Genomic DNA, 17,842 nt, shown 5'->3' on the forward strand with positions numbered 1-17,842 from the left:
GACGGGCCGGCTTGGTTCGAGTAGGACCCACGCGGTGCAACATATGTCGACCGGTACGTGGTTCGGTACCTGCAAGCCTGCGCGGATCGATGTCTGCCTACCGGGCATCGGATGTCGTACTGGCACACGGGTCTTCCACCATTTGCGCGTTGTCAGTCCATGTACAGCCGCCAGGCCGGAACTCTGCTGCCGAAGATCCGGTGGCCATGGTCGGTACGGAGTCGCGCCCGCTCGAGCATCACGCGGAGATGGCGGTCGGGGGACGCGTCGCCGCATCCGGCGTCGAGTACATATGCATTGGTGGTTCCGTCACCGGCTCGAGTAACAGCGTCGGTGTAGTGCCCGAGAACGGTGACTCCGAAGTCGGTTTCGGTAGCGTCGCGTAGCCATCCGTACAGCCTTTTCGTCAGGTCGTTGGACGGCTGAGGCTCGAAGGGCCGGCCCGCCGCGGCGGCCAGCAGCTCTTGGCCGATGCGACGCTGCTGCCAGACTCGTTCGTCTCCGACCACGTGGAGTTGGGATCGTGCTCTGGTGATGGCGACGTTCCATAGATTCGGCTGCTTGTCGATCCAGTCGATCGAGCCTCGTGGCATATTCGGCGCGGCAACCAAGGAGAAGATGATGATGTCGCACTCGCCACCCTGGAACGTATGTACAGTCCCGACGCGAATATCCGCTCTGCCCAGCTGTTTTTGGATGGCATCGGCTTGTGGGCGGTACGGCGTAACGATGCCGATCGTGATGTCGTCTTGGTACCCGCCGGGCCGACTCAATTGAGCAACCAGATCCGTGACTGCTCGGACCTCGGAAGGGTTGGTCCAGGAGCCCTTCTTTGCTCGCTCGGCGGCGCCATCGGTCTTGTGCCAGATAATCGAATCATCGGCGGCGGACGCGCGCTGCATCCTGACGTCGGTCATCACCGTGAGGCGGCCATTGTAGAATAGATTGCTGGCAGTTGTGGCAATCGTCGGATGGCAGCGGAAGTGCTCGTCGAGCAGGAGACTGCCGCCCATTTTGCGTTCGGCCGCATTGAAGGCCGAGTGCCGGAGGTATGACATATCGTTGCGGTCCAGCCAGACCGGCGAGACATCCGCCATGCGTTCGGCAGCCGCCGCGCCTTGTATGTCGAGTGTCGCGATATGAGTGAGCTGCATCGGGTCGCCGATCACCAGCGCCCGCTTTGCGCGGAACAGCAAGGGAAGCACCGCAGGAACTGAGCACTGGCTCGCCTCATCGATAACGACGAGGTCGAACAGGCCGGGATTCGGGGGAAAACTACGCGCCGACTGGGCGGTCACCGCCCAGGCCGGTGCCCCACGCAACGCGCCGGTCTTGGCTGCCCAATCGCTGCCGGACCTGTGGTTCAGGAGGGCGGTGATCGATCGCCGGTTCGAATGAGCGACGGTGCGGACCGTCGAGTCGAGCAAGGTCTGTGATGCCGTTCGGGCCGCTTCCGCGGCCTGTTGTAGACGGGACCGCAGTTCATAGTCCGGAAGCTGTGCAGCTTGTCGATCGATTGCCTCAGTCCAGGAAACCTCGGCTCGGGCGGTTTCGGCCAACAGCTCGATAGTTCGGAGCGGGTCACGTTCTTCATCCTCGAAACCGAGGCGACGCATTAGTCGTCTGCAGCGCCGCTTGGCAATCAGCCCGAAACGCAGCGCCTTCTTGCATCTGCGGGCCACCGTCTTGGGATCATGGTTTTCGAACAGTGTCCGGCGTTGGCCATCGTCGAATTCCAGTTTTCCAATCAGTATTGCGCGGTGTCGCGCGATGTCGAGCAGCCGCTGTTCCGCGAGGGCGATCTGGCCGAGCGATTCGCGCTGGCGATTGAGTTCCTCGCTTGTGAAATCCACCTTCAGCGCCGCGGTCTGAATATTGATGTCGGGTGGACTCAGCCGGGTGAGGCTGGTGAGGCCTGCCTGCTCATTGCCTTGATTCGCGACGTTTCCGCTGCGGATGACTGTGCCCGGAAGCAGTTTCTCGCACCGCTTCCACACCTCGTCGACAGCTCGGTTGTTGGTCGAGGCCACCAACACGGTGTGGCCGGTGGAAATCGCCGTCGCGACAAGGTTGACCACCAGGTCGGTCTTCCCTGTTCCCGGAGGCCCGGTCGCGACAGTGAGCGGCTGTGTCATAGCCGAACGGATCACCGCTTCTTGCGCTTCGTTGCAGCGCAGTGGGGTGACAATCCGGATCGAGTGCTCGGGCTCGGCACGATGTGGGGGTGCCGCACCAGGTGAAATCGCGCCGAGCGCAGTCCGCGGTATTTCGGCCACTTTGGCCCTGATGTCCTGAAGATCGGCGAGGAGCTTTTTGTTGGGGCCGGAATCGACATCGGGCATGCGAAACAGGATGGCGGCATTGCGGGCCCCATCAGTCGGTGTATCGACATCCAGCGTTGATTCCAGAAATTCTGGTTCGAGTTCCTGGACCTGATGAATCTCGAAGTCATTGCGCAGGATCTGCCTGATGTCGTTGGCCATCTCCGCTCGTCCGCCGGCATGCCAGTGCGGCTGGTAGGCCTGTACGAAGACTGCGGCCTCGTCCGAGTTCATGAACTCACTGAGTACCGCGGGGTGCACGATCGGCGGCCCGATGGGGCAGAGCCGGCGGGAACCTGCGGATTCGACAACCTCGACGCGCCGGATCAACAATGGAGCGAATTGCTTCTTGACCCGAGTGTTGCGGCGTTTGCGCTGTAGGCGGTGTTGTACGACGACGGCCGGGTATCCTGCCCATAGCTGCTGGTGTCCAGCGACCGAGTCGGACACCAGATCACGCGCCTCATCGGGCACCGCGATCGAATGGTCTGAGTCCATGTCACCGACAAGGAGCCGCTCGCTGCCCTGTAGCACGACGAAGGTCTCACCGTCGTCATCAGCCGAGAGCCAGGAATCCGACTCTGCGCGCAGACAATTGCTGAAATAATCGAGGAGCTGATCCCACGACGGGGGGCCTGATTTACCGGATGCGGTCGGCAGGTCCGCTCCCGGGATCGGCGGCGGTCCGGCAATGAGTTCGATGGGTGTTCGCGGGCAGGCAGCCAGGACGATCCGATCGTCGACACCGGCCGCCGAGATGACCGGAATCTGCCCTGCACCGCTACTGCGTAGCTTGGTGTTGACGTACTCGAACAGGTCCTTCACCGACACGTCGGTCCTGCCACGAGCCGCTTCGCCAGTCCGCAGGGCTTCGACCAGCACGTTGGTGAACACGGAGGGCTCCGACTCGTCACGGCCGGCGAACGATCGTTCGCCGGCTCGTGATGACGAGACCACGTACACGCCACGGCTTTCCAGCGGGGAGATCTGCCTGACCGGATCACCATTCGCCGCGCCCTTAGGCGTGGGGTCCGACGTGCGGAAGCCCGTCGCGAAGCCTCCGCTGAGACAGCTGTCGATGATGACGACCTTCTGCGCGGCCGGGCACTGGTCGAGCTGGTCGTTCACGTAGTGAGCACGGACCGCGGTGTGCTCGAGTCGACGCGTGTCTGTGTCCGTAGCGATGAAATGGAACTCGCCGTTGGCATCTATCGCTCGCGTGCCATGCCCGGAAAAGTAGAGTACGGCGAGTTCGTCCTCACGGCTTTCCTGGAAGAAGTCGTATATCGCCTCTCTCATCTGGTTCGCGGTGAGATCCAGCAGGGATCTGATCTCGGTGAAGCCGCCTATCCGCCGGTCGTCGAGCACCTGCCCGACGAAGGCGAGGTCAGCATTGACAGACGGCAGATCGTCAAGGTTCGCGTCGGCATAGGTTTGGTTCCCGATAAGCAGCGCGCGCCGCCTCGCCATCCGGCTCAACTGTCCAGCTCCGTCTGAGGTTCGCCGTCGCGCCGTTCCGCGACTTCGCCGAGGAATTTGTCGACGATATCGAGCTGATCTGCCGTGTTGCCACTGAGGACGAGCTCGGCGTCGCCGATACGAAGCTCGACCTGACGACGGCGATCCCGTTCGCACCACTCCCGGATCAGGGTCGTCAGCACCCGTGCAGCGCCGGCCGAAAGCCCTGCGCTCACGAGTAGAACCAGTTCTTGACTAATTCCGCTCTTGTGTCCTGCTGACGCGGACGCGGAGGTGGCAAACGCCGCATCGACACCTTGTAAGCCGAGGTGGGAACGCAACTCGCGGGTCAACCGCTCAGTCAACAGGCTGTTGCCCCCGGTCAGGACCCGCAGCTCCCAGGCATCGCTCATCGAAACCCCCTGCTCTGGCGAAAAGTTCGCATCGCCATTGTGCCCGACCGAGATCGATCTTGCCGCCTACACCAGTAACGTTCCGAGTGGTTTGGTTCGTGAGTTACTCATGAGCCCAGTGAAATTCAGTGGTTGAAGCCGTTCCGTCGGATTCACCCTCGTCCCGCCTGCGGCTTGATCGCCAGTGACAGCTACCGCGCTCTTCGAGCCTGCGCTGCTTCGCTTACGCCGCCCTGCGGCCGGATCGAGCAACCGTTCGGCAAGTTGATCTCCTGGCACTAGGGCCGGCGAGTCGGCAGGATGGTGCGCATGCCTGCAATTCCCGAAAGCTCGGTCGGACCCACAGACGTGCCCGTGGAGAACGACTACGACAGCTTTGCCGAGGGGTATACCGCCGAAACCGAAAACAACCTTATCAACGGCTATTACGCGAGGCCCGCGATCGTCGGCCTGGCCGGTGATGTGGCCGGTCGGCAGATCCTCGACGCCGGCTGTGGCTCCGGCCCGATACTCGCAGCGCTGCGCGACCGAGGCGCCATCGTGACCGGCTTCGACTCCAGCGCCAAAATGGTGGAGCTGGCCCGGCGGCGACTCGGTGCCGATGCTGCTCTCCACGTCGCCGATATCGCAGGCCGGCTGCCGTTCACCGACCGCGCATTCGACGATGTCATCGCGTCCCTGGTACTGCACTACTTAGAGGACTGGGCAGGGCCGCTGGCGGAGCTGCGGCGCGTCCTGAAGCCCGGCGGCCGCCTGATCGTGGCCGTCAATCATCCCTTCGTTTACAAACTGCGTTACCCGGAGGCTGATTATTTCGCGACCGTCAAGCACTCCGAGGAGTACACCTTCGACGGTCAGAAGGCCGTGCTCACCTACTGGCATCGGCCGCTGCATGCGATGACGGATGCCTTTACCGCGGCCGGGTTTCGCACTATCACGATCAGCGAACCGCCTCCGGCGCCGGAAGCTCAGGAACTCTTCCCCGACGTCTTGGCGAGATCCTCTTCCGGTAGGTTTTTGAGCTTCCTGTTCTTCGTTCTGGAATCCGTCTAGTGCTTCGAGGGCTTCCGCGCTCCAATGCGGCGAAAGCCCTTTGACAGCAGTCCGATCAGTCGGAACGATCAGGTCACTGCGACGAATACCTTGTCGGAGAGTAATGCCGGCTCAACGGCGAGGGTGCCTTGTGCCGCCGATGCGGACGGCACAAGGAATTCGACGTTGCCGGTAGTCGACGCTCCCTCGAACAGCGGGCTATTCGTGTCGAGCGCATCGGGTGCCACGGCGTTGCTGTCGTAAGAGTTCACGGTGTTCCCGTCCGCGGTTACATAGCTGATCGTTGCGAAGGGCGTATCGCCTTGAGGGTCGTTTCCGATATAGGTGATCGTGACGTTGGCCAGGAGATACTGCGAGCCTGGCGGGGGCGCTTCGTTGTACGAGTTCTCCGCGGCGACAGCATCATTCGCGTTGAGCGTCACGCTGTTGACGGTCACCTGCCAGTCGCCGTCAGTTATCACCGACCCCAGTGGGTACGGATTCGCGCGGGTTCCTTGATCCGTTGAGGTGTCCTGGTCAGCTGCGCCGGACTCGGTTGCCTGGCCTGGTGCCGCCGGGGTGGCCACGGATACGTCGCTGGTGTCGAACGCGTCATCGAAAGCATCGGAGACCACGGCGAAGAAGACGACGAAACCAACGACTGTGCCGACCACTGAGATGATAATCGCGGCGATGCTGGTGCCTTTGGTTTTTCCGGTCTGGCACACGCCCACGATTCGAGAATGAAAGCGATCGGCAGCAGGACCCACCCGACGATCAGGGCCCCGGGTATGCAGGCGAAGAGGAAGCCGACGACTGCGGTAATGACCGCAATTATCCCTAGCGTGTTCCGCTCTTTTCCTGGCGCGACGGGCGGCCCTGGGTAAGGGCCGGCAGGCGACCATGGAGGCGGCGGCGAGGGCGGGTAGGGAGGCGAGGTCATAGTTGCGCACCTTCGGTTGTGCAGGACTCGGGGTGGAGTGTTCGATCAGCGCGGTACGTGGCGTTCACTGACTAATAGCCGGCACTGTGAGCTACGTTACAAAGCAGTTTCGGCTGCTCCCGCTTGGGGAGGAAATTGCTGGTCATCGCCTTAGGGTCGGGTTGGTGCCGCGCCCAGATGCCTGACGTCAGACCATGCGAGGCTGGTAGCCAACCTGAGAGGCTCATGCCGCGTAGGCGGGCTGCTCTGCTCTTGGGTTCGCCGATATCGGCACTATCACCGCGCAGGCCGAGCCCGGACGGCAAGCGACGGGGTGAGCGGGCTGGCCCTAATTCATCGAGCTGGCCCGGAACGACCCCGCGCGCCGCTGCCGGGCGAGGGTGGCCCGAAATGGCGGCAATATGGGGTCGCAGACGCCACGCCCGTCGTGAAAGATACGAATATGCCACGCACAACACAGTTACGGACCTACACCATCCGTGAAGGTCTCCTCGACGAGTGGGCCGGCAAGTGGCGCGACCTGGTGGTGCCGCTGCGCCTGGAGCTCGGTTTCGAGATCGGTGGAGCCTGGTTGGATCGCGAACGCAGCCAGTTCATCTGGCTGATCTCCTATGAGGGGGAGGACACGTTCGAGGAAGCCAACGAGCGCTACTGGGCTTCGCCGAAGCGGGAGGCGCTCGGGCTCGATCCGGCGGAGTATCTCGTCGGGCGGGACGTCCGGGTTGTCGATCCGGTTCAGTGAGCCGGGAGTAAGTGCGCGGATCGTTCCTCCGGGGTCAGTGACCGGTATGCCCGGGCTCTTGCGCGGGCACGGAGGTCGTCGAGGTCGACGTCGACCGGCCAGATGCGGGCCGTGCCGTCGAAGGATGCAGTCAACACCTGGTCTCCCGAGGGCAGCCATTCGACATCGGTGATTCGGTCCCGGTGGACGCCGATGACGCCGATCTCGTTGTGGGTATGTGCGTCCCAGACGCGCACGGTGCGGTCGTAGGAGCCGGTTGCTATCCGGGTGCCGTCCGGCGACCACGCGACGGTTTTGACTCGGCCGGTGTGCCCGAGCAGGACCACGGTGGACTCGCCGGCGACCCTGTCCCACACGCGTGCGGTGTTGTCGGCGCCGCTGGTGACGAGCTGCGACTCGTCGGGCGCCCACGAGACGGCGTCGACCCAGTTCCCGTGTCCGATGAGCGTGGTCACGAGCTCGGCGCGGGGGCCTTCGGGTGTCGACGTCACTCGCCAGACGGCGCCGGTGCGGTCGTCGGAGACGGTGGCCAGATAGCGGCTCGTCGGTGACCACGCGAGACCGGTGATCCAGTCGGTGTGATGGTGCACGCGGAAGGTAGCGGGCGAGGGGGTCGAGTAGGCGAGGTAGAGGCACCGGTCGTGTCCCGCGTAGGCGAGATAACGGCCGTCGGGGGACAGCTGCGCAGCTTCGCAGGTCATGTCGGTCTCGATGGTGGCGAGACGAGTCCACTCGCTGCCGATTCGCCAGAGTGCGACGCTGGAATCCTTGGCGCATGTGGCCGCGTATGAGTTCGTCGCCGAGACGTCGAGGACTGGCTCGTGATGGCTCGCGGCGACACTCGACCGCTCGGGTCGCAGGATGTCCGAGACCCGAATGGTCGCGTCGGTGCCCGCTGTGACGATCGAGTCGCCGACCGGCAGGGCTCGCTGCACGGGACCTCGGTGGCCGGTGACCTGCCGGCTCTCGGCGCCCCGCGGGGAGAACGCCCACACGCGTGCGGTGGCATCCGCGCCACCGGTGACCAAGCGGGAGCCGTCCGGCGACCAGCGTATGGACCACACATCACCCGTGTGGCCGCGCAGGACGAACTTCTCCTCGGCATTGACGGGATTCCAGATCCTCGCCGTTGCATCCCCACCACAGGTCGCCAGCATCGAACCGTCCGGTGACCAGTCGCAGTTCCAGGCCCTGTCGTCGTGGCAACGGATTAGCATCGTCTGGGTTGCGCTTGAAACATCCCAGATACGCACGGTCGCGTCGCCACCGGCCGAGGCCAACCGTGCGCCGTCCGGAGACCACGCCACACCTTCGACGAAGTCCTCGTGCCCTTCGAGAGCTATGGCGGTGTGGTCGGTGAGGTCCCAGACTCGGACCGTGCGGTCGTGACAACCGCTGGCCAGTCGGCTGTTGTCCGGGCTGAACGCCAGCCCGAGAATGTTGTCGGTATGTCCGGTGAGTTCCGCGCGGAGAGTATAGGTTTCGGCGTTCCAGAGCCGGATCACGCGGTCTCGGCAACCTGTGGCTATCAGGGTGCCGTCGCCGGACCAGGCTACGGCACGGCAGACGTCGCCACCCGCCGGAAGTTCCCCCAGGACCCGGCCGGTCGCCGCTTCCCACACCCGCGCGGTTCGGTCACGCGAGGCCGTCACCACTTTCGTCGAGTCCGGAGACCAGGCCACCATTTCGACCATGTCCCCATGCCCTCGCAGGGTCTGCGTGCACTGACGTGATTCCGCGGCCCACACGCGGGCGGTGCCGTCCCGTGAAGCGGTAGCGATCAGCCGCCCATCCGGTGACCATGCGACATTGCGCACGGTATCGGTGTGCAGATCGAGCACATCGATGAGCCGGTGGTGCGCCAGCACAGCCATCAACGCGCGGGTCGCTACGGGGGTAGGTGGGCATTCGGCCAGCGCGGCGAGGCACAGCAGGACGGAGAGATCCGGATAGTCCTCGACATGGGTGAGCACGTATTCGCCGATGCCCTCCGACACCCGGCGCAGGAACGCGGCATCCCGGCGCGCGGACTCGTCGACGAACGCCACGACCGCCGGACCAGCGAGTTCCGGATGATCCCGGATCCACTGCCGGGCCTGCTCCAGCCGGTCGCCGGTAAGTAGATAGTCGGGGTTCCGGCCGGCCTGCTCCCAATCGCCCGCCCACCGCTCCAGCTCGGCGCGACGCCGCAACTGGGCCGCTCGCGCTTCGACCTCCTGGCGCAGCGGCACCCACTGACGGAACAGTGCCTCATGAGCTGCCTGCGCTATCGGTCTACCGTCGACAGCACCGGTCACCAGGAGGCGTGCATCGACAAATGCGTCGATGACATCTCGCTCTTCTGTCCCGATCTCTGGGAGTGGCACGCGGCGCCGGTAGGCCTGCTCCCCATCGATGGTGACGAACTCGAGCAAGACACGCAGGATCCGCGGTGTCGCTTCCGGCCCACCGAGCCGTTCGACCGCTTCTGCGGCCTGCCGCGACAGCGAGCCGGCGACACCACCGAGACGTTGATAGTGCTCGAATGTCGCGCGGCGGGATGGTCCGGCGGCGAGGTACAGCTCCTGGAGCAGATACGCGAGCAACGGCAGGGCGTCAGCGGTTGCCGTATCGCCGAGGATGTGGTCGACCAGTCCTGGAGCGAATTCGAGTCCGACCAACTCGGCGGGACCGGTGACAGCAGACCGCAGTTCGGTATCGGTGAGCGCGCCGAGAGCGAGCGGGCGCCGGAACAGTCCCGAGTACGGGGTGTCGAGGAAGTCGGCGAGATGCTCGATCCGCACCGTCAGGGTCACCCACAGCCGGCGGTCGTCGCGCAACGCGGTATCGACGCAGCGCAGAAACCGCGCTCGCTCCTGCTCGCCGGCCAGGGTGAACAGCTCCTCACCCTGATCCACCAGCAGCAGAGTCTTCGACCTCGAGTGTCCCGCACGCTGCCGAGCCTGAATGATCATGTGGCCGAATGCCTCGTGGTTACGGCGCAACTCGTCGATGTCGCCGCCGACCGCTCGCGCCAAGGCGGCAACAGGGTCGGGGCCAGGCGTCAGGGTCGGTAGTACCGTCCATCGCCTTTCGGCCAACCGCGGCACTACGCCCGCTTGCACCAGGGACGACTTGCCGCTGCCGGAAGCACCCACCACGACGACGAGCCGGTCCCGCCCGTCGCCGTGCATCCGCTCGACAAGCTCTTCGATCTCTTCTTCCCGGCCGAAGAACACCGAGGCTTCCTCGGCGGTATAGGAGTCGAGGCCGGGATAGGGCATTCGGGACGGATCCCACCGGCGTGACCTGCGCCGTGGTTGTTGCGTCCGCGTCGTCATTACCGTGCCGACGATAAGGACGAGGAGCACGACGATTATTGCCGGTCCGGCATATTGCTGGACCAGACGCAGCGCAAGCGGCGGCGAGGGCTGGTTTGTGGCGTAGTTGGTCGCGATGCCGAGTAGCGCTGTAGACAGCACCAAGAGCACCTGCAGGCTACCCGTGAACCGTGGCCGCCCCATATCCCACGTTCCTCCCCACCGAGCCGGAGACCGGACAACTCTACCGCGGTGAGGGTGAAAAGTATTGGGGGTGTTCTGTTTCGGTTCAGGTGTACGGCTCGGGACCGTGTTGTCCCCGTGCGGTGCCGGGGAACGGGCCGCGACTATGGCCTCGGTGCCGCAGGCTATTCGCTCAAATAGCGCTCGATCTCGGCCAGGGAAGCGGACTCGAACAGTCGCTCGCCATCCTCGAGGTCTACGAGTGTCCATCGGTTGGGCTCTTTGGGTTCGGCGATCAGCTGGTACCCGGCGCGGCGGGCACGTGCCATCAGGAAGCGCAGTCGGGCGGTGTCCGGGGCGACCCGGTGATCGTGGGTCACCGCGGGCTTCCGTTGGTCGTGGGCTGCCATTTCCGCAGGGCCTCGGCAATGCGCGTCAGTTCGGTGAGGTTCGGTGGCGGTTGGCAAACCAGACGGACTCTCGGTGAGGGTATCCAGGTTCGGCCGGGTTCACGCCGCGGCAGTTCGTCGAGCATGTGTACCTCCGGGTCTTGGTTAGAAGCCCATATGCGGGCGGTCGGCCGGCACCATACGGCGCGTGGCCACCAGCCGGGCTTTGGCTTGTTGTTTGATCGGGCAGATCGAGATCGGGCACTCGATGTGCTGCTGCATCACCGCGTGGGCGAGTTCGATGGTCATCGTCGGCACGCCGCGATGTTCGGTGACAGATAGTCCGAAGGTGCCCGGTGACGTCATCGGACGGGCACGTAGGTCGGGATGCTGCGCCAGCCGGTGCGGGCGGTGCAGGCGCGGATCGAGTCGATGACTGCTAGTCCGGACGGGCGGATCGTGCAGGGCGGGAGGTGGATCCAGCGTCGGAAGAGCTCGCCGCGATCGCTGGGGGAGGGGAGCGCGATGGTGGCACCGGTTCGGACGATGGATACGTTGAGGCGGAACATCTCGGCGAACAAGGCGGTGTCGTCGGGGATGTCGGGTTCGACGAGGAAGCTCCAACGGCCCGACCGGACGTGAGAGAGGATCGAGCCAGCGCCGATGCCGGCATCATGGTTGCGGCAGCGTTCCAGGTCGGATTTGACGGCGAGCCCGAGAGCCGACGGCATCATCAGCGCCCAAACCTGCTCTGCCGGTAAAACAATGCGGCCGAGTTCGGTCGGGTGAATCCGGGCCGGCAGGCCGCAGACGTCGCGGTAGTACCGGCAGCGAGTGCGTGGCGTGTCGCCGAATGGAACATGCTCCATGGCAAGGACCTTCGGAGTTCGAGGGGTTGATGGGAGCGCCCGGCCCGGTGCGATGACGGACACCGGAGCGGGAGTTACGGAACGGATTCGGGGCGTCTCCCTGCCGGGCGCAGATCCAGTTGACCACGTCGGTGCCGCGACGGGAACGTTCCGAAGTGGCCGGGTGCGAGAAATTTCGCAAAGTTCCAGAATTGCTGCCACACTGGGGTTCCAGAACTGACCACCATCGTTAGCGACCCTTCGGAGATACGCCGATGACGACTGGTTCGACCCTTCCTCGCCGAATACTGGCCCGACAGCTCCGCACCCTTCGCGACAAGGCCGGCGTCAGCGCTGAAGCCGCTCGCAGCGAGATCGGAGTCAGCAAACAGACCCTATGGCGCATGGAGAACGGCCTACCGGTCAAGCTCAACCCGCTTTTCATTCGGCGGCTCTGCGAGATCTATGGCGCGCCCGAAGAACTGACTACAGCGCTCGTGGCTCTGGCAGAGGAAGCGAAGACCAAGGGCTGGTGGCACGCCTTCGACGACGCGATCCCCCAGAGCTTCGGCCTGTTCGTGGGGCTGGAGGACGCGGCGCATCACATCGTGTCCTTCCAGACGACGTTGATACCGGGCCTGCTGCAAACGGCCGAGTACCGGCGGGCGCTCTCCTGGATCGACTCGCCCAACAGCCCCACCGAGCAGATCGAGACCGGAGTGGCGATCGGCGCCCGCCGTCAGCTTCGGCTGACCAACACGAGCCATCCGCTGACGCTCGACGTGTTCATCGACGAGACCATTCTGCGTCGAGTCACGGGCAGCACGGCGATCATGGCGGACCAGCTCCGGCACCTCGAGAAGATGTCGCGGTTGCCGAACGTTTCGATTCGCGTCATACCGTCGAGAGTCGGAAGCTATCGGGGCCTGATCGTCGGGCCGTTTGTCCTGCTCGAGTTTCCGCAGCATCCGACCGCCTACCTGACCGAGCCGCCAGTCGTCTTCGTTCAGGGCTTCACCGGCGACTTGTACCTCGATCGCCCAGAGGAGATCGAACGGTATCGTGAGGTCTGCACAGACTTGAAGCGTCTGGCACTCGACGAGGCCGAAAGCCGTGCGCTATGCCTCGAGCTTGCAGAGGAGTTCGACCGTGTCCGCTGAGTTATCCGATGCCCGCTGGTTCAAGAGCAGCCGCAGCGCACCGTCGAAGGATTGCGTGGAGGTTGCGTTCTTGGGTTCGGCGGGCGTTGGGGTCCGCGACTCAAAGAACCCCACCGGCTCGGCCCTCATCTTCACCCCGGAGATCTGGAGCGGTTTCACCGCAGCTGTCCGTCGCGGCGAGTTCCGTTAGGCCTGACTCCCGGACACGGCCCATCCGCCCCCGCTGGATCGCTTCGGGGAGGGCTGAGTCGGCAACCAGGGCTGCGCAGTAGACCACCGAGCCCGGACAACCCGAGCGCAGGATCGAGGCACCCCAGGTGAGGGCGACAGCACCCCTGGTCCGCGACGCCGTTGCGGCATTTCGCTATTTGTCCGGACCTGACCTCGACTGGGCGCTGGGCAGTGGATCCGAGTGGGGAGGGAAGGCCACCGGATACCTGCAGGAAGGCACCACGATCCTGGTGCTGTCGGCATCCGCAGGCGGTTGATCTCTGTGGCGACCTCAGAATATCAAGATCGTGGCAGCTATTAGCTGATTGAACGCTGGCTATCTATCGAGTCGATGTTTGGGTGCGTCTAACTACTTCGGCTTCGGCAGTTTGCCGACTAGCTTTTTATATTTTTCGGCCGTATCAAGTTCGCTAACCATTCGTTCGACGAGTTTTGGGAGATAGGTGAACCGATTGAACGTGGGCGAATATAGACAATATCCGTCAGACTTGGGAAGCTGCTCCTTAGATCCAAATTTGACGGGACCGATCTGCCATTCTTTCCGAACGGTGGTAAATTCATTCAACCCGAACTTATACGGGATTCGTGATTCAACTGCCGCGGCCGCAGCGCCCGGCAACATTTCGTCACCGCTGGCGGCGTTTCGATACTTCTCGGCGATAATCACGCTTCCTTCTCGTCCGACCAGTGCCTGCAGGTCCTCTCTGCTAAGGTCATCCTGCCTCACGAAGTTGAGCGCCATGTCGGCATCGGTCTTCGGCCCCTTCATCGGTAGCAACAGCAAGCGGTAGGCGTATCGCTCATCGCTTCGAATGGCTTCGGCCAACGACCGTTCGTATTCTGTGATGAACGTTGATACCGAGGAGGGCAGCTGTCGGCGAAGGATGCGTTGCTCGTCATAGTGTGACGGGCTGAGTGATTGAATGAAGACTGGGAATTTGAGTTCGTTTCCCAAAGTTTCGGATTCGCCGAATCTGCGTATGACTTCGCTCTCGAAGTTGATAATGCACGCGTGCGCTTCAGCGGCCGTTACCGTCAGGATGGAATCCTGGAAACGATGCTCGATGTGATTGCGGAGCCCAATAAAGAATTCGATATTAGCGCGTATTGGATCGTTTTCCTGGAACTCATGTTTGAGGCACTGCGTCAAGTCCCACGTTTTTTTCGATCCATCAGGGTTGCGCTTGAATTTTCGTTGTTTTCCCAATTCACGATAGAAGATCTCAGCTTTTTTGCGCATCCGATCGGCATGAAGGAGGTTTTGCCACGCAAGGTGAATGTGCACGATGAAGTCGGCCATGCTCCGCCGGTCCCCAGGGCGGTTGTAAAAGTCAATCGCGACGAGGGCCTGACGACGTCCTTCGTCGAGTGTATGCCTCCAGGCGGGTGGACGCGCCAATGCTCACCTCCGGCTGGCTTGAACCCAAGTTTTCTGGATGTAATTCCATGCGCCCGTTGAACGTACTGGCCAGCGGACGCCATTCAATCGTGACACACATAGCGGCGGTCATTTGCTAGATTTGTAGGTATCGGGTGGCGGATCGTGGGAGATATCAGGTTGATCCTCAATCGGTTTGATCCTCAATCGGTGCCCACCGTCTGCCGAGGTAGGGGTCGTCTGGCAGGTCACCTGGCGTCACCGCAGCGCGACCTTCGCGCCACCCGAGAACATCGAGTCGTGCAGTTCCAGCGATGCCGGCGCCGTGCCGACCGGCACATCGAAGACGATGGTGACGTCGACCGAGTTCCCCGGATTGATGGGCGTCGAGAGGTGATCGTTGACGTTCAACTCGGCCATGGTGTCGTTCTCGTGCCGGCGCCCTTGGTCGTCGAACAGCTTCTGGTTGCTGCTGAAGTAGGTCTGCGGGCGGTCGCCGATATTGGTGACGGTGACGTGCACGAGGATGTATTCGCCCTGCGCGGTCTTCTGCATGTACGGGTTGTCGCCGATGGTGGATACCGGGGGATCCACCGCGGTGACGGTGAATTCGAACTTGCCGTCGCGGACCGAGGCGCCGGCGGGAGCGGTGTCGGAATCCTTATCGGCAGGCTTTCCGAGTTCGCCGGGCTTACCGGGTTCCGGGTTCGCGGCGGAGGTGAAGGTGGTGTCGCTGTCGGACGAGTTGTTGGCGGCAACGCCGACAATGCCGAAGCACCCGCCGCACAGCAGGATGACGGCGCCGATCAGGATCCACGGCCAGACGGGCATCTTGCGTTTGGGCGGCTGCGGCGGCTGGAACGGCTGCGGGTAGGGCTGGGGGCCGGAGGGGTAGGTCATGGTGACTCCTGGGAAAGTGGTTCGGCGCGTGATATGCGAGGTATGCCGGTCGCGTAACGGCGCGTGCGTGTTTCGGTGGTCGGTAGATCAGGAGCGGTTCCACGGGCAATACGCGTCGATCGCGGCGTGCAAGAAGATGTACGGGTACTCGACCGCATCCCTCGAACTTTCGGCCAGGTAGATCCGGTTGCGTGCCGAGTTGCCGTACGTGTCGAGGTACCCGCACTGACTGTGTGCCAGGCCGATGGCGGCGTCCTGGACGTCGTAGCTCCGCTCGTCGTAGTAGCTTTCGCGAAGGAACTGGCGGTCTGCCGCGCTTCGCTGCGGGCCCGCGCTGCCGGAACCCGCGCTGCCACTGGCCGATCCGGAGTCGAACGGAGCGGCGTCAGCGGTGTGCGCGCCGCCGACGACGAGGGCCGCGCTGATGGGAAGCAGGGCGAACAGGTGCGCGAGTTTGCGCATGGTGAACCTCTGATCTGCTCAGGTGGGGAACTGTTTCAGTCGATGGGGGCTGAGGTCTCGGGCCAACGGACTATGGGCGCGGGAATCGGCAATCCGTGCACACCGGCTTCGACGATGATCTCGATATCGACGAGCCGCGCGGCGGGGAAGTGCCCATCGCGGTTGGTCAGGTACCAGCCACCGCCGACGGCGAACACACCCGCCACAGGTGCGGCGACCGCGAATCCGGTAATGGTGAACAAGCCGTACGGCACCTGCTCGAACACCGCGGTCACAATGTCGCCGTGGTTCAGGCCGGCGACCATGCGGGTCGTGTCGCCTCGACCTACCTGAGGCTCGCTCGACAACTCGAGCGAGAAGAGCTCCGGAACCGGTCGTCGTAGCTGCCCACTGGTATCGAGCGGTTGTCCGCCCAGCAGATATCCGCCGGTTGCTCCGGATCTAACAATGGTTCCGGTGACGAGGTGCGGCCCGAACAGCTCCGAACGGAATGCCGCCGTCGCGATGGTCCCGGCTTGGATCGTGGCCAACTTCTCGTTGAGGCGCAGCACATTTCGTCTGCCGGAGAATTTCAGGGTATCGAGAGAATGCATGGTGGCTCCTGTGATGGCCGGCGGGATCGTCATCGACAGTCGCGCTTGCCGGCCGGGCTCAGATGCCCGAGCTGGGTGCGCGTGGCGCGAGCGAGGCTGGCGAGATCGTCCGCGCCGGCGAGCTGGGCCAGGCGGATCGCGATATCCGCGGCGGCCGTGGCGTCGGCGCCGGCATCATGATGGTCGTCAAGCCGGACATCGAGGGCGTGGGCAACCGTCTTCAGCTGGTACTTCTCCAGCAGCAGTTGACGTTTCGCCCAGACCTTCGTGCACCCGTACACCCAGGTTGGTACCGGAATGCGGCTGTGTCCGCAGGCCTGGTGGACGGCGCCCATGTCGAACTGGGCATTATGCGCGACCACCGGCAGGTCGCCGATGACCGACCGGATCTCCTGCCACCGCTGCCCGAAGCTGGGCTGGTCGGCCACCATCGAAGGTGTGATCTTGTGGATGCCCACGTTGCGTGGCGCGAACGTGGACACCGCGTCCGGCGGGCGGCACAGCCATTGGCGCGTGCTCACACGTTCGCCGTTACGGACGATCGCGACGCCGATCGAGCAGATACTGCCGTACTTCGGGTTGGCGGTTTCGACGTCGAATGCCGCGAAGGACAGATTCCTTGTCATCGGGATTTATCTCCGGGGAATGAATCGGCCCATGGCCGTGGTGTCGGGGTTCGCGTACGGACCGGGCGAAGGGACGGTGTGGCCTCGTCTGGGCAGGCGTGATCGGACCGCGAATCATGCTGGTTCGCGGTCGACGAAAGTGACGGCGGCCCGCCGTCAGGGAAGTGTCAGGGGCTAGGACAGTCCGTCGAAGCTGCCGGTTGCCATCAGCGCGAGCATGTGCAGCGGAATCTCCGCATGCGGTACGACCGAGAGCCGGTACCGCCCGCCGTTGAGTCGATCGCACAGAACGACTGATCCGGGCACACTTCCCATAGCTGCTTTATCGGCATTGCAGGCCCATTCGGCGTCGTAGCCGGAGTAGTGGCGAATGTGGGTTTCGGCCTGAGCAGTGCCGGCGCCGATCCCGGCGACGAGTGCGGCCGCGGCGGAGGCGGTCACAGCGGTTGCGGTGAGTCGAGCGCGAGTGAACATTGTTCTCCTTGATCACGGCACTGGCATCGCGCCGATGGTGTGGGTAGGGGCCTGGCGGTGTGGCCGGCTCGTCGGTTGCCGGCCCGTGCACGTGGGGCAGCGGTAGCCGTGCTGGTCGCGTTTAACGAGCTGATCGTGGCGACGACGCATGGCAAACCTCCTGTGACACAACCTGATCGTTGCGGGTGCGGAGGAGGGTCGGTTAGCCTCGCGGATGCAATGCAACCATAGACGATGGCTGAAAACATTGTCAAACACTATCTGGGTCATTGACTTAAATCCGGCGAAGGTTGTAGCTATCGAGACGCAAGAGGAAGAGCTTTACCTGAGGACGTCTGGTAGCTGACGAATGACGCGTTAGTGACGCGTTTGGTGGAAGTCTCCCGATGC

General features: G+C 63.5%; 17 protein-coding genes. 4 read left to right on the forward strand and 13 right to left on the reverse strand.

Annotated features, from left to right (window positions below; translation table 11 throughout):
- Nucleotides 1–152 precede the first annotated feature (152 nt).
- A complete protein-coding gene (locus NOCYR_RS08820; RefSeq protein WP_081505352.1) occupies nucleotides 153–3,791 on the reverse strand; it encodes a caspase, EACC1-associated type in 3,639 nt (1,212 codons plus the stop codon).
- A gap of 5 nt (nucleotides 3,792–3,796) precedes the next feature.
- A complete protein-coding gene (locus tag NOCYR_RS30135) occupies nucleotides 3,797–4,192 on the reverse strand; it encodes a hypothetical protein (protein ID WP_197538410.1) in 396 nt (131 codons plus the stop codon).
- A 354-nt stretch (nucleotides 4,193–4,546) separates the two neighbouring features.
- Between NOCYR_RS30135 and NOCYR_RS08830 the strand changes: the two genes are divergently transcribed.
- Nucleotides 4,547–5,245, forward strand: coding sequence for a class I SAM-dependent methyltransferase (locus tag NOCYR_RS08830; protein ID WP_014350012.1), 699 nt, complete (start codon nucleotides 4,547–4,549; stop codon nucleotides 5,243–5,245).
- Between the two features lie 68 nt (nucleotides 5,246–5,313).
- Here NOCYR_RS08830 and NOCYR_RS08835 read toward each other — a convergent pair whose 3' ends face one another.
- Nucleotides 5,314–5,958 carry a DUF4352 domain-containing protein gene (locus tag NOCYR_RS08835; RefSeq protein WP_231856048.1) on the reverse strand — a complete coding sequence of 215 codons (645 nt, stop codon included), beginning with the start codon at nucleotides 5,956–5,958 and terminating at the stop codon, nucleotides 5,314–5,316.
- Between the two features lie 522 nt (nucleotides 5,959–6,480).
- Here NOCYR_RS08835 and NOCYR_RS08840 point away from each other — a divergent pair.
- A complete protein-coding gene (locus tag NOCYR_RS08840; protein WP_197538411.1) occupies nucleotides 6,481–6,909 on the forward strand; it encodes an NIPSNAP family protein in 429 nt (142 codons plus the stop codon).
- Here NOCYR_RS08840 and NOCYR_RS08845 read toward each other — a convergent pair.
- The 4 genes from NOCYR_RS08845 to NOCYR_RS08860 all read right to left on the reverse strand — a co-directional run bounded on the left by NOCYR_RS08845 (nucleotide 6,903) and on the right by NOCYR_RS08860 (nucleotide 11,649).
- Complete coding sequence (locus tag NOCYR_RS08845) at nucleotides 6,903–10,370, reverse strand: AAA family ATPase (protein ID WP_158430144.1); 3,468 nt, start codon at nucleotides 10,368–10,370, stop codon at nucleotides 6,903–6,905. The genes NOCYR_RS08840 and NOCYR_RS08845 overlap by 7 nt on opposite strands.
- Before the next feature lie 206 nt (nucleotides 10,371–10,576).
- Nucleotides 10,577–10,801: a hypothetical protein gene (locus NOCYR_RS08850; protein ID WP_231856049.1), complete on the reverse strand. Its 225-nt coding sequence runs from the start codon at nucleotides 10,799–10,801 to the stop codon at nucleotides 10,577–10,579.
- Nucleotides 10,802–10,945: 144 nt separating this feature from the next.
- Nucleotides 10,946–11,089, reverse strand: a complete 144-nt coding sequence (locus NOCYR_RS08855; RefSeq protein WP_231856050.1) for a hypothetical protein — start codon at nucleotides 11,087–11,089, stop codon at nucleotides 10,946–10,948.
- 53 nt (nucleotides 11,090–11,142) lie between these two features.
- A complete protein-coding gene (locus NOCYR_RS08860; RefSeq protein WP_048833195.1) occupies nucleotides 11,143–11,649 on the reverse strand; it encodes a hypothetical protein in 507 nt (168 codons plus the stop codon).
- A 254-nt stretch (nucleotides 11,650–11,903) separates the two neighbouring features.
- Here NOCYR_RS08860 and NOCYR_RS08865 point away from each other — a divergent pair, with 254 nt between their 5' ends.
- Both NOCYR_RS08865 and NOCYR_RS08870 read left to right on the forward strand, forming a co-directional pair.
- On the forward strand, nucleotides 11,904–12,788 hold the full coding sequence (locus NOCYR_RS08865; RefSeq protein WP_048833196.1) for a helix-turn-helix domain-containing protein: 885 nt from the start codon (nucleotides 11,904–11,906) through the stop codon (nucleotides 12,786–12,788).
- Nucleotides 12,778–12,978 carry a DUF397 domain-containing protein gene (locus NOCYR_RS08870; RefSeq protein WP_048833197.1) on the forward strand — a complete coding sequence of 67 codons (201 nt, stop codon included), beginning with the start codon at nucleotides 12,778–12,780 and terminating at the stop codon, nucleotides 12,976–12,978. The genes NOCYR_RS08865 and NOCYR_RS08870 overlap by 11 nt, the downstream gene beginning before the upstream one ends.
- A gap of 390 nt (nucleotides 12,979–13,368) precedes the next feature.
- Here the strand turns inward: NOCYR_RS08870 and NOCYR_RS08875 are convergent, their stop codons facing one another.
- The 6 genes from NOCYR_RS08875 to NOCYR_RS08900 form a co-directional block, all read right to left on the reverse strand.
- Nucleotides 13,369–14,418, reverse strand: a complete 1,050-nt coding sequence (locus NOCYR_RS08875; protein WP_014350021.1) for a DUF3644 domain-containing protein — start codon at nucleotides 14,416–14,418, stop codon at nucleotides 13,369–13,371.
- 237 nt (nucleotides 14,419–14,655) lie between these two features.
- Nucleotides 14,656–15,297: a DUF4352 domain-containing protein gene (locus tag NOCYR_RS08880; RefSeq protein WP_014350022.1), complete on the reverse strand. Its 642-nt coding sequence runs from the start codon at nucleotides 15,295–15,297 to the stop codon at nucleotides 14,656–14,658.
- A gap of 87 nt (nucleotides 15,298–15,384) precedes the next feature.
- The gene (locus NOCYR_RS08885) at nucleotides 15,385–15,759 is read right to left on the reverse strand and encodes a DUF732 domain-containing protein (protein WP_014350023.1); all 375 of its coding nucleotides are present in this window, start codon (nucleotides 15,757–15,759) and stop codon (nucleotides 15,385–15,387) included.
- 35 nt (nucleotides 15,760–15,794) lie between these two features.
- Nucleotides 15,795–16,385, reverse strand: coding sequence for a hypothetical protein (locus NOCYR_RS08890; protein WP_148280574.1), 591 nt, complete (start codon nucleotides 16,383–16,385; stop codon nucleotides 15,795–15,797).
- On the reverse strand, nucleotides 16,382–16,978 hold the full coding sequence (locus tag NOCYR_RS08895) for an exonuclease domain-containing protein (RefSeq protein WP_014350025.1): 597 nt from the start codon (nucleotides 16,976–16,978) through the stop codon (nucleotides 16,382–16,384). Before NOCYR_RS08895 ends, NOCYR_RS08890 begins: the two co-directional genes overlap by 4 nt.
- A 174-nt stretch (nucleotides 16,979–17,152) precedes the next feature.
- Nucleotides 17,153–17,452, reverse strand: coding sequence for a hypothetical protein (locus NOCYR_RS08900; protein ID WP_148280575.1), 300 nt, complete (start codon nucleotides 17,450–17,452; stop codon nucleotides 17,153–17,155).
- Nucleotides 17,453–17,842 lie beyond the last annotated feature (390 nt).

Origin of the sequence: Nocardia cyriacigeorgica GUH-2 (genome assembly GCF_000284035.1) — a bacterium.
In the GTDB taxonomy this organism is placed as follows: domain Bacteria; phylum Actinomycetota; class Actinomycetes; order Mycobacteriales; family Mycobacteriaceae; genus Nocardia; species Nocardia cyriacigeorgica_B.

Coding starts and splice junctions, on each gene's coding strand:
- NOCYR_RS08820 (WP_081505352.1), bottom strand. CDS start 3,791: ATGGCGAGGCGGCGCGCGCTGCTTATCGGGAACCAAACCTATGCCGAC.
- NOCYR_RS30135 (WP_197538410.1), bottom strand. CDS start 4,192: ATGAGCGATGCCTGGGAGCTGCGGGTCCTGACCGGGGGCAACAGCCTG.
- NOCYR_RS08850 (WP_231856049.1), bottom strand. CDS start 10,801: ATGGCAGCCCACGACCAACGGAAGCCCGCGGTGACCCACGATCACCGG.
- NOCYR_RS08855 (WP_231856050.1), bottom strand. CDS start 11,089: ATGACCATCGAACTCGCCCACGCGGTGATGCAGCAGCACATCGAGTGC.
- NOCYR_RS08860 (WP_048833195.1), bottom strand. CDS start 11,649: ATGGAGCATGTTCCATTCGGCGACACGCCACGCACTCGCTGCCGGTAC.
- NOCYR_RS08865 (WP_048833196.1), top strand. CDS start 11,904: ATGACGACTGGTTCGACCCTTCCTCGCCGAATACTGGCCCGACAGCTC.
- NOCYR_RS08880 (WP_014350022.1), bottom strand. CDS start 15,297: ATGACCTACCCCTCCGGCCCCCAGCCCTACCCGCAGCCGTTCCAGCCG.
- NOCYR_RS08885 (WP_014350023.1), bottom strand. CDS start 15,759: ATGCGCAAACTCGCGCACCTGTTCGCCCTGCTTCCCATCAGCGCGGCC.
- NOCYR_RS08890 (WP_148280574.1), bottom strand. CDS start 16,385: ATGACGATCCCGCCGGCCATCACAGGAGCCACCATGCATTCTCTCGAT.
- NOCYR_RS08895 (WP_014350025.1), bottom strand. CDS start 16,978: ATGACAAGGAATCTGTCCTTCGCGGCATTCGACGTCGAAACCGCCAAC.
- NOCYR_RS08900 (WP_148280575.1), bottom strand. CDS start 17,452: ATGTTCACTCGCGCTCGACTCACCGCAACCGCTGTGACCGCCTCCGCC.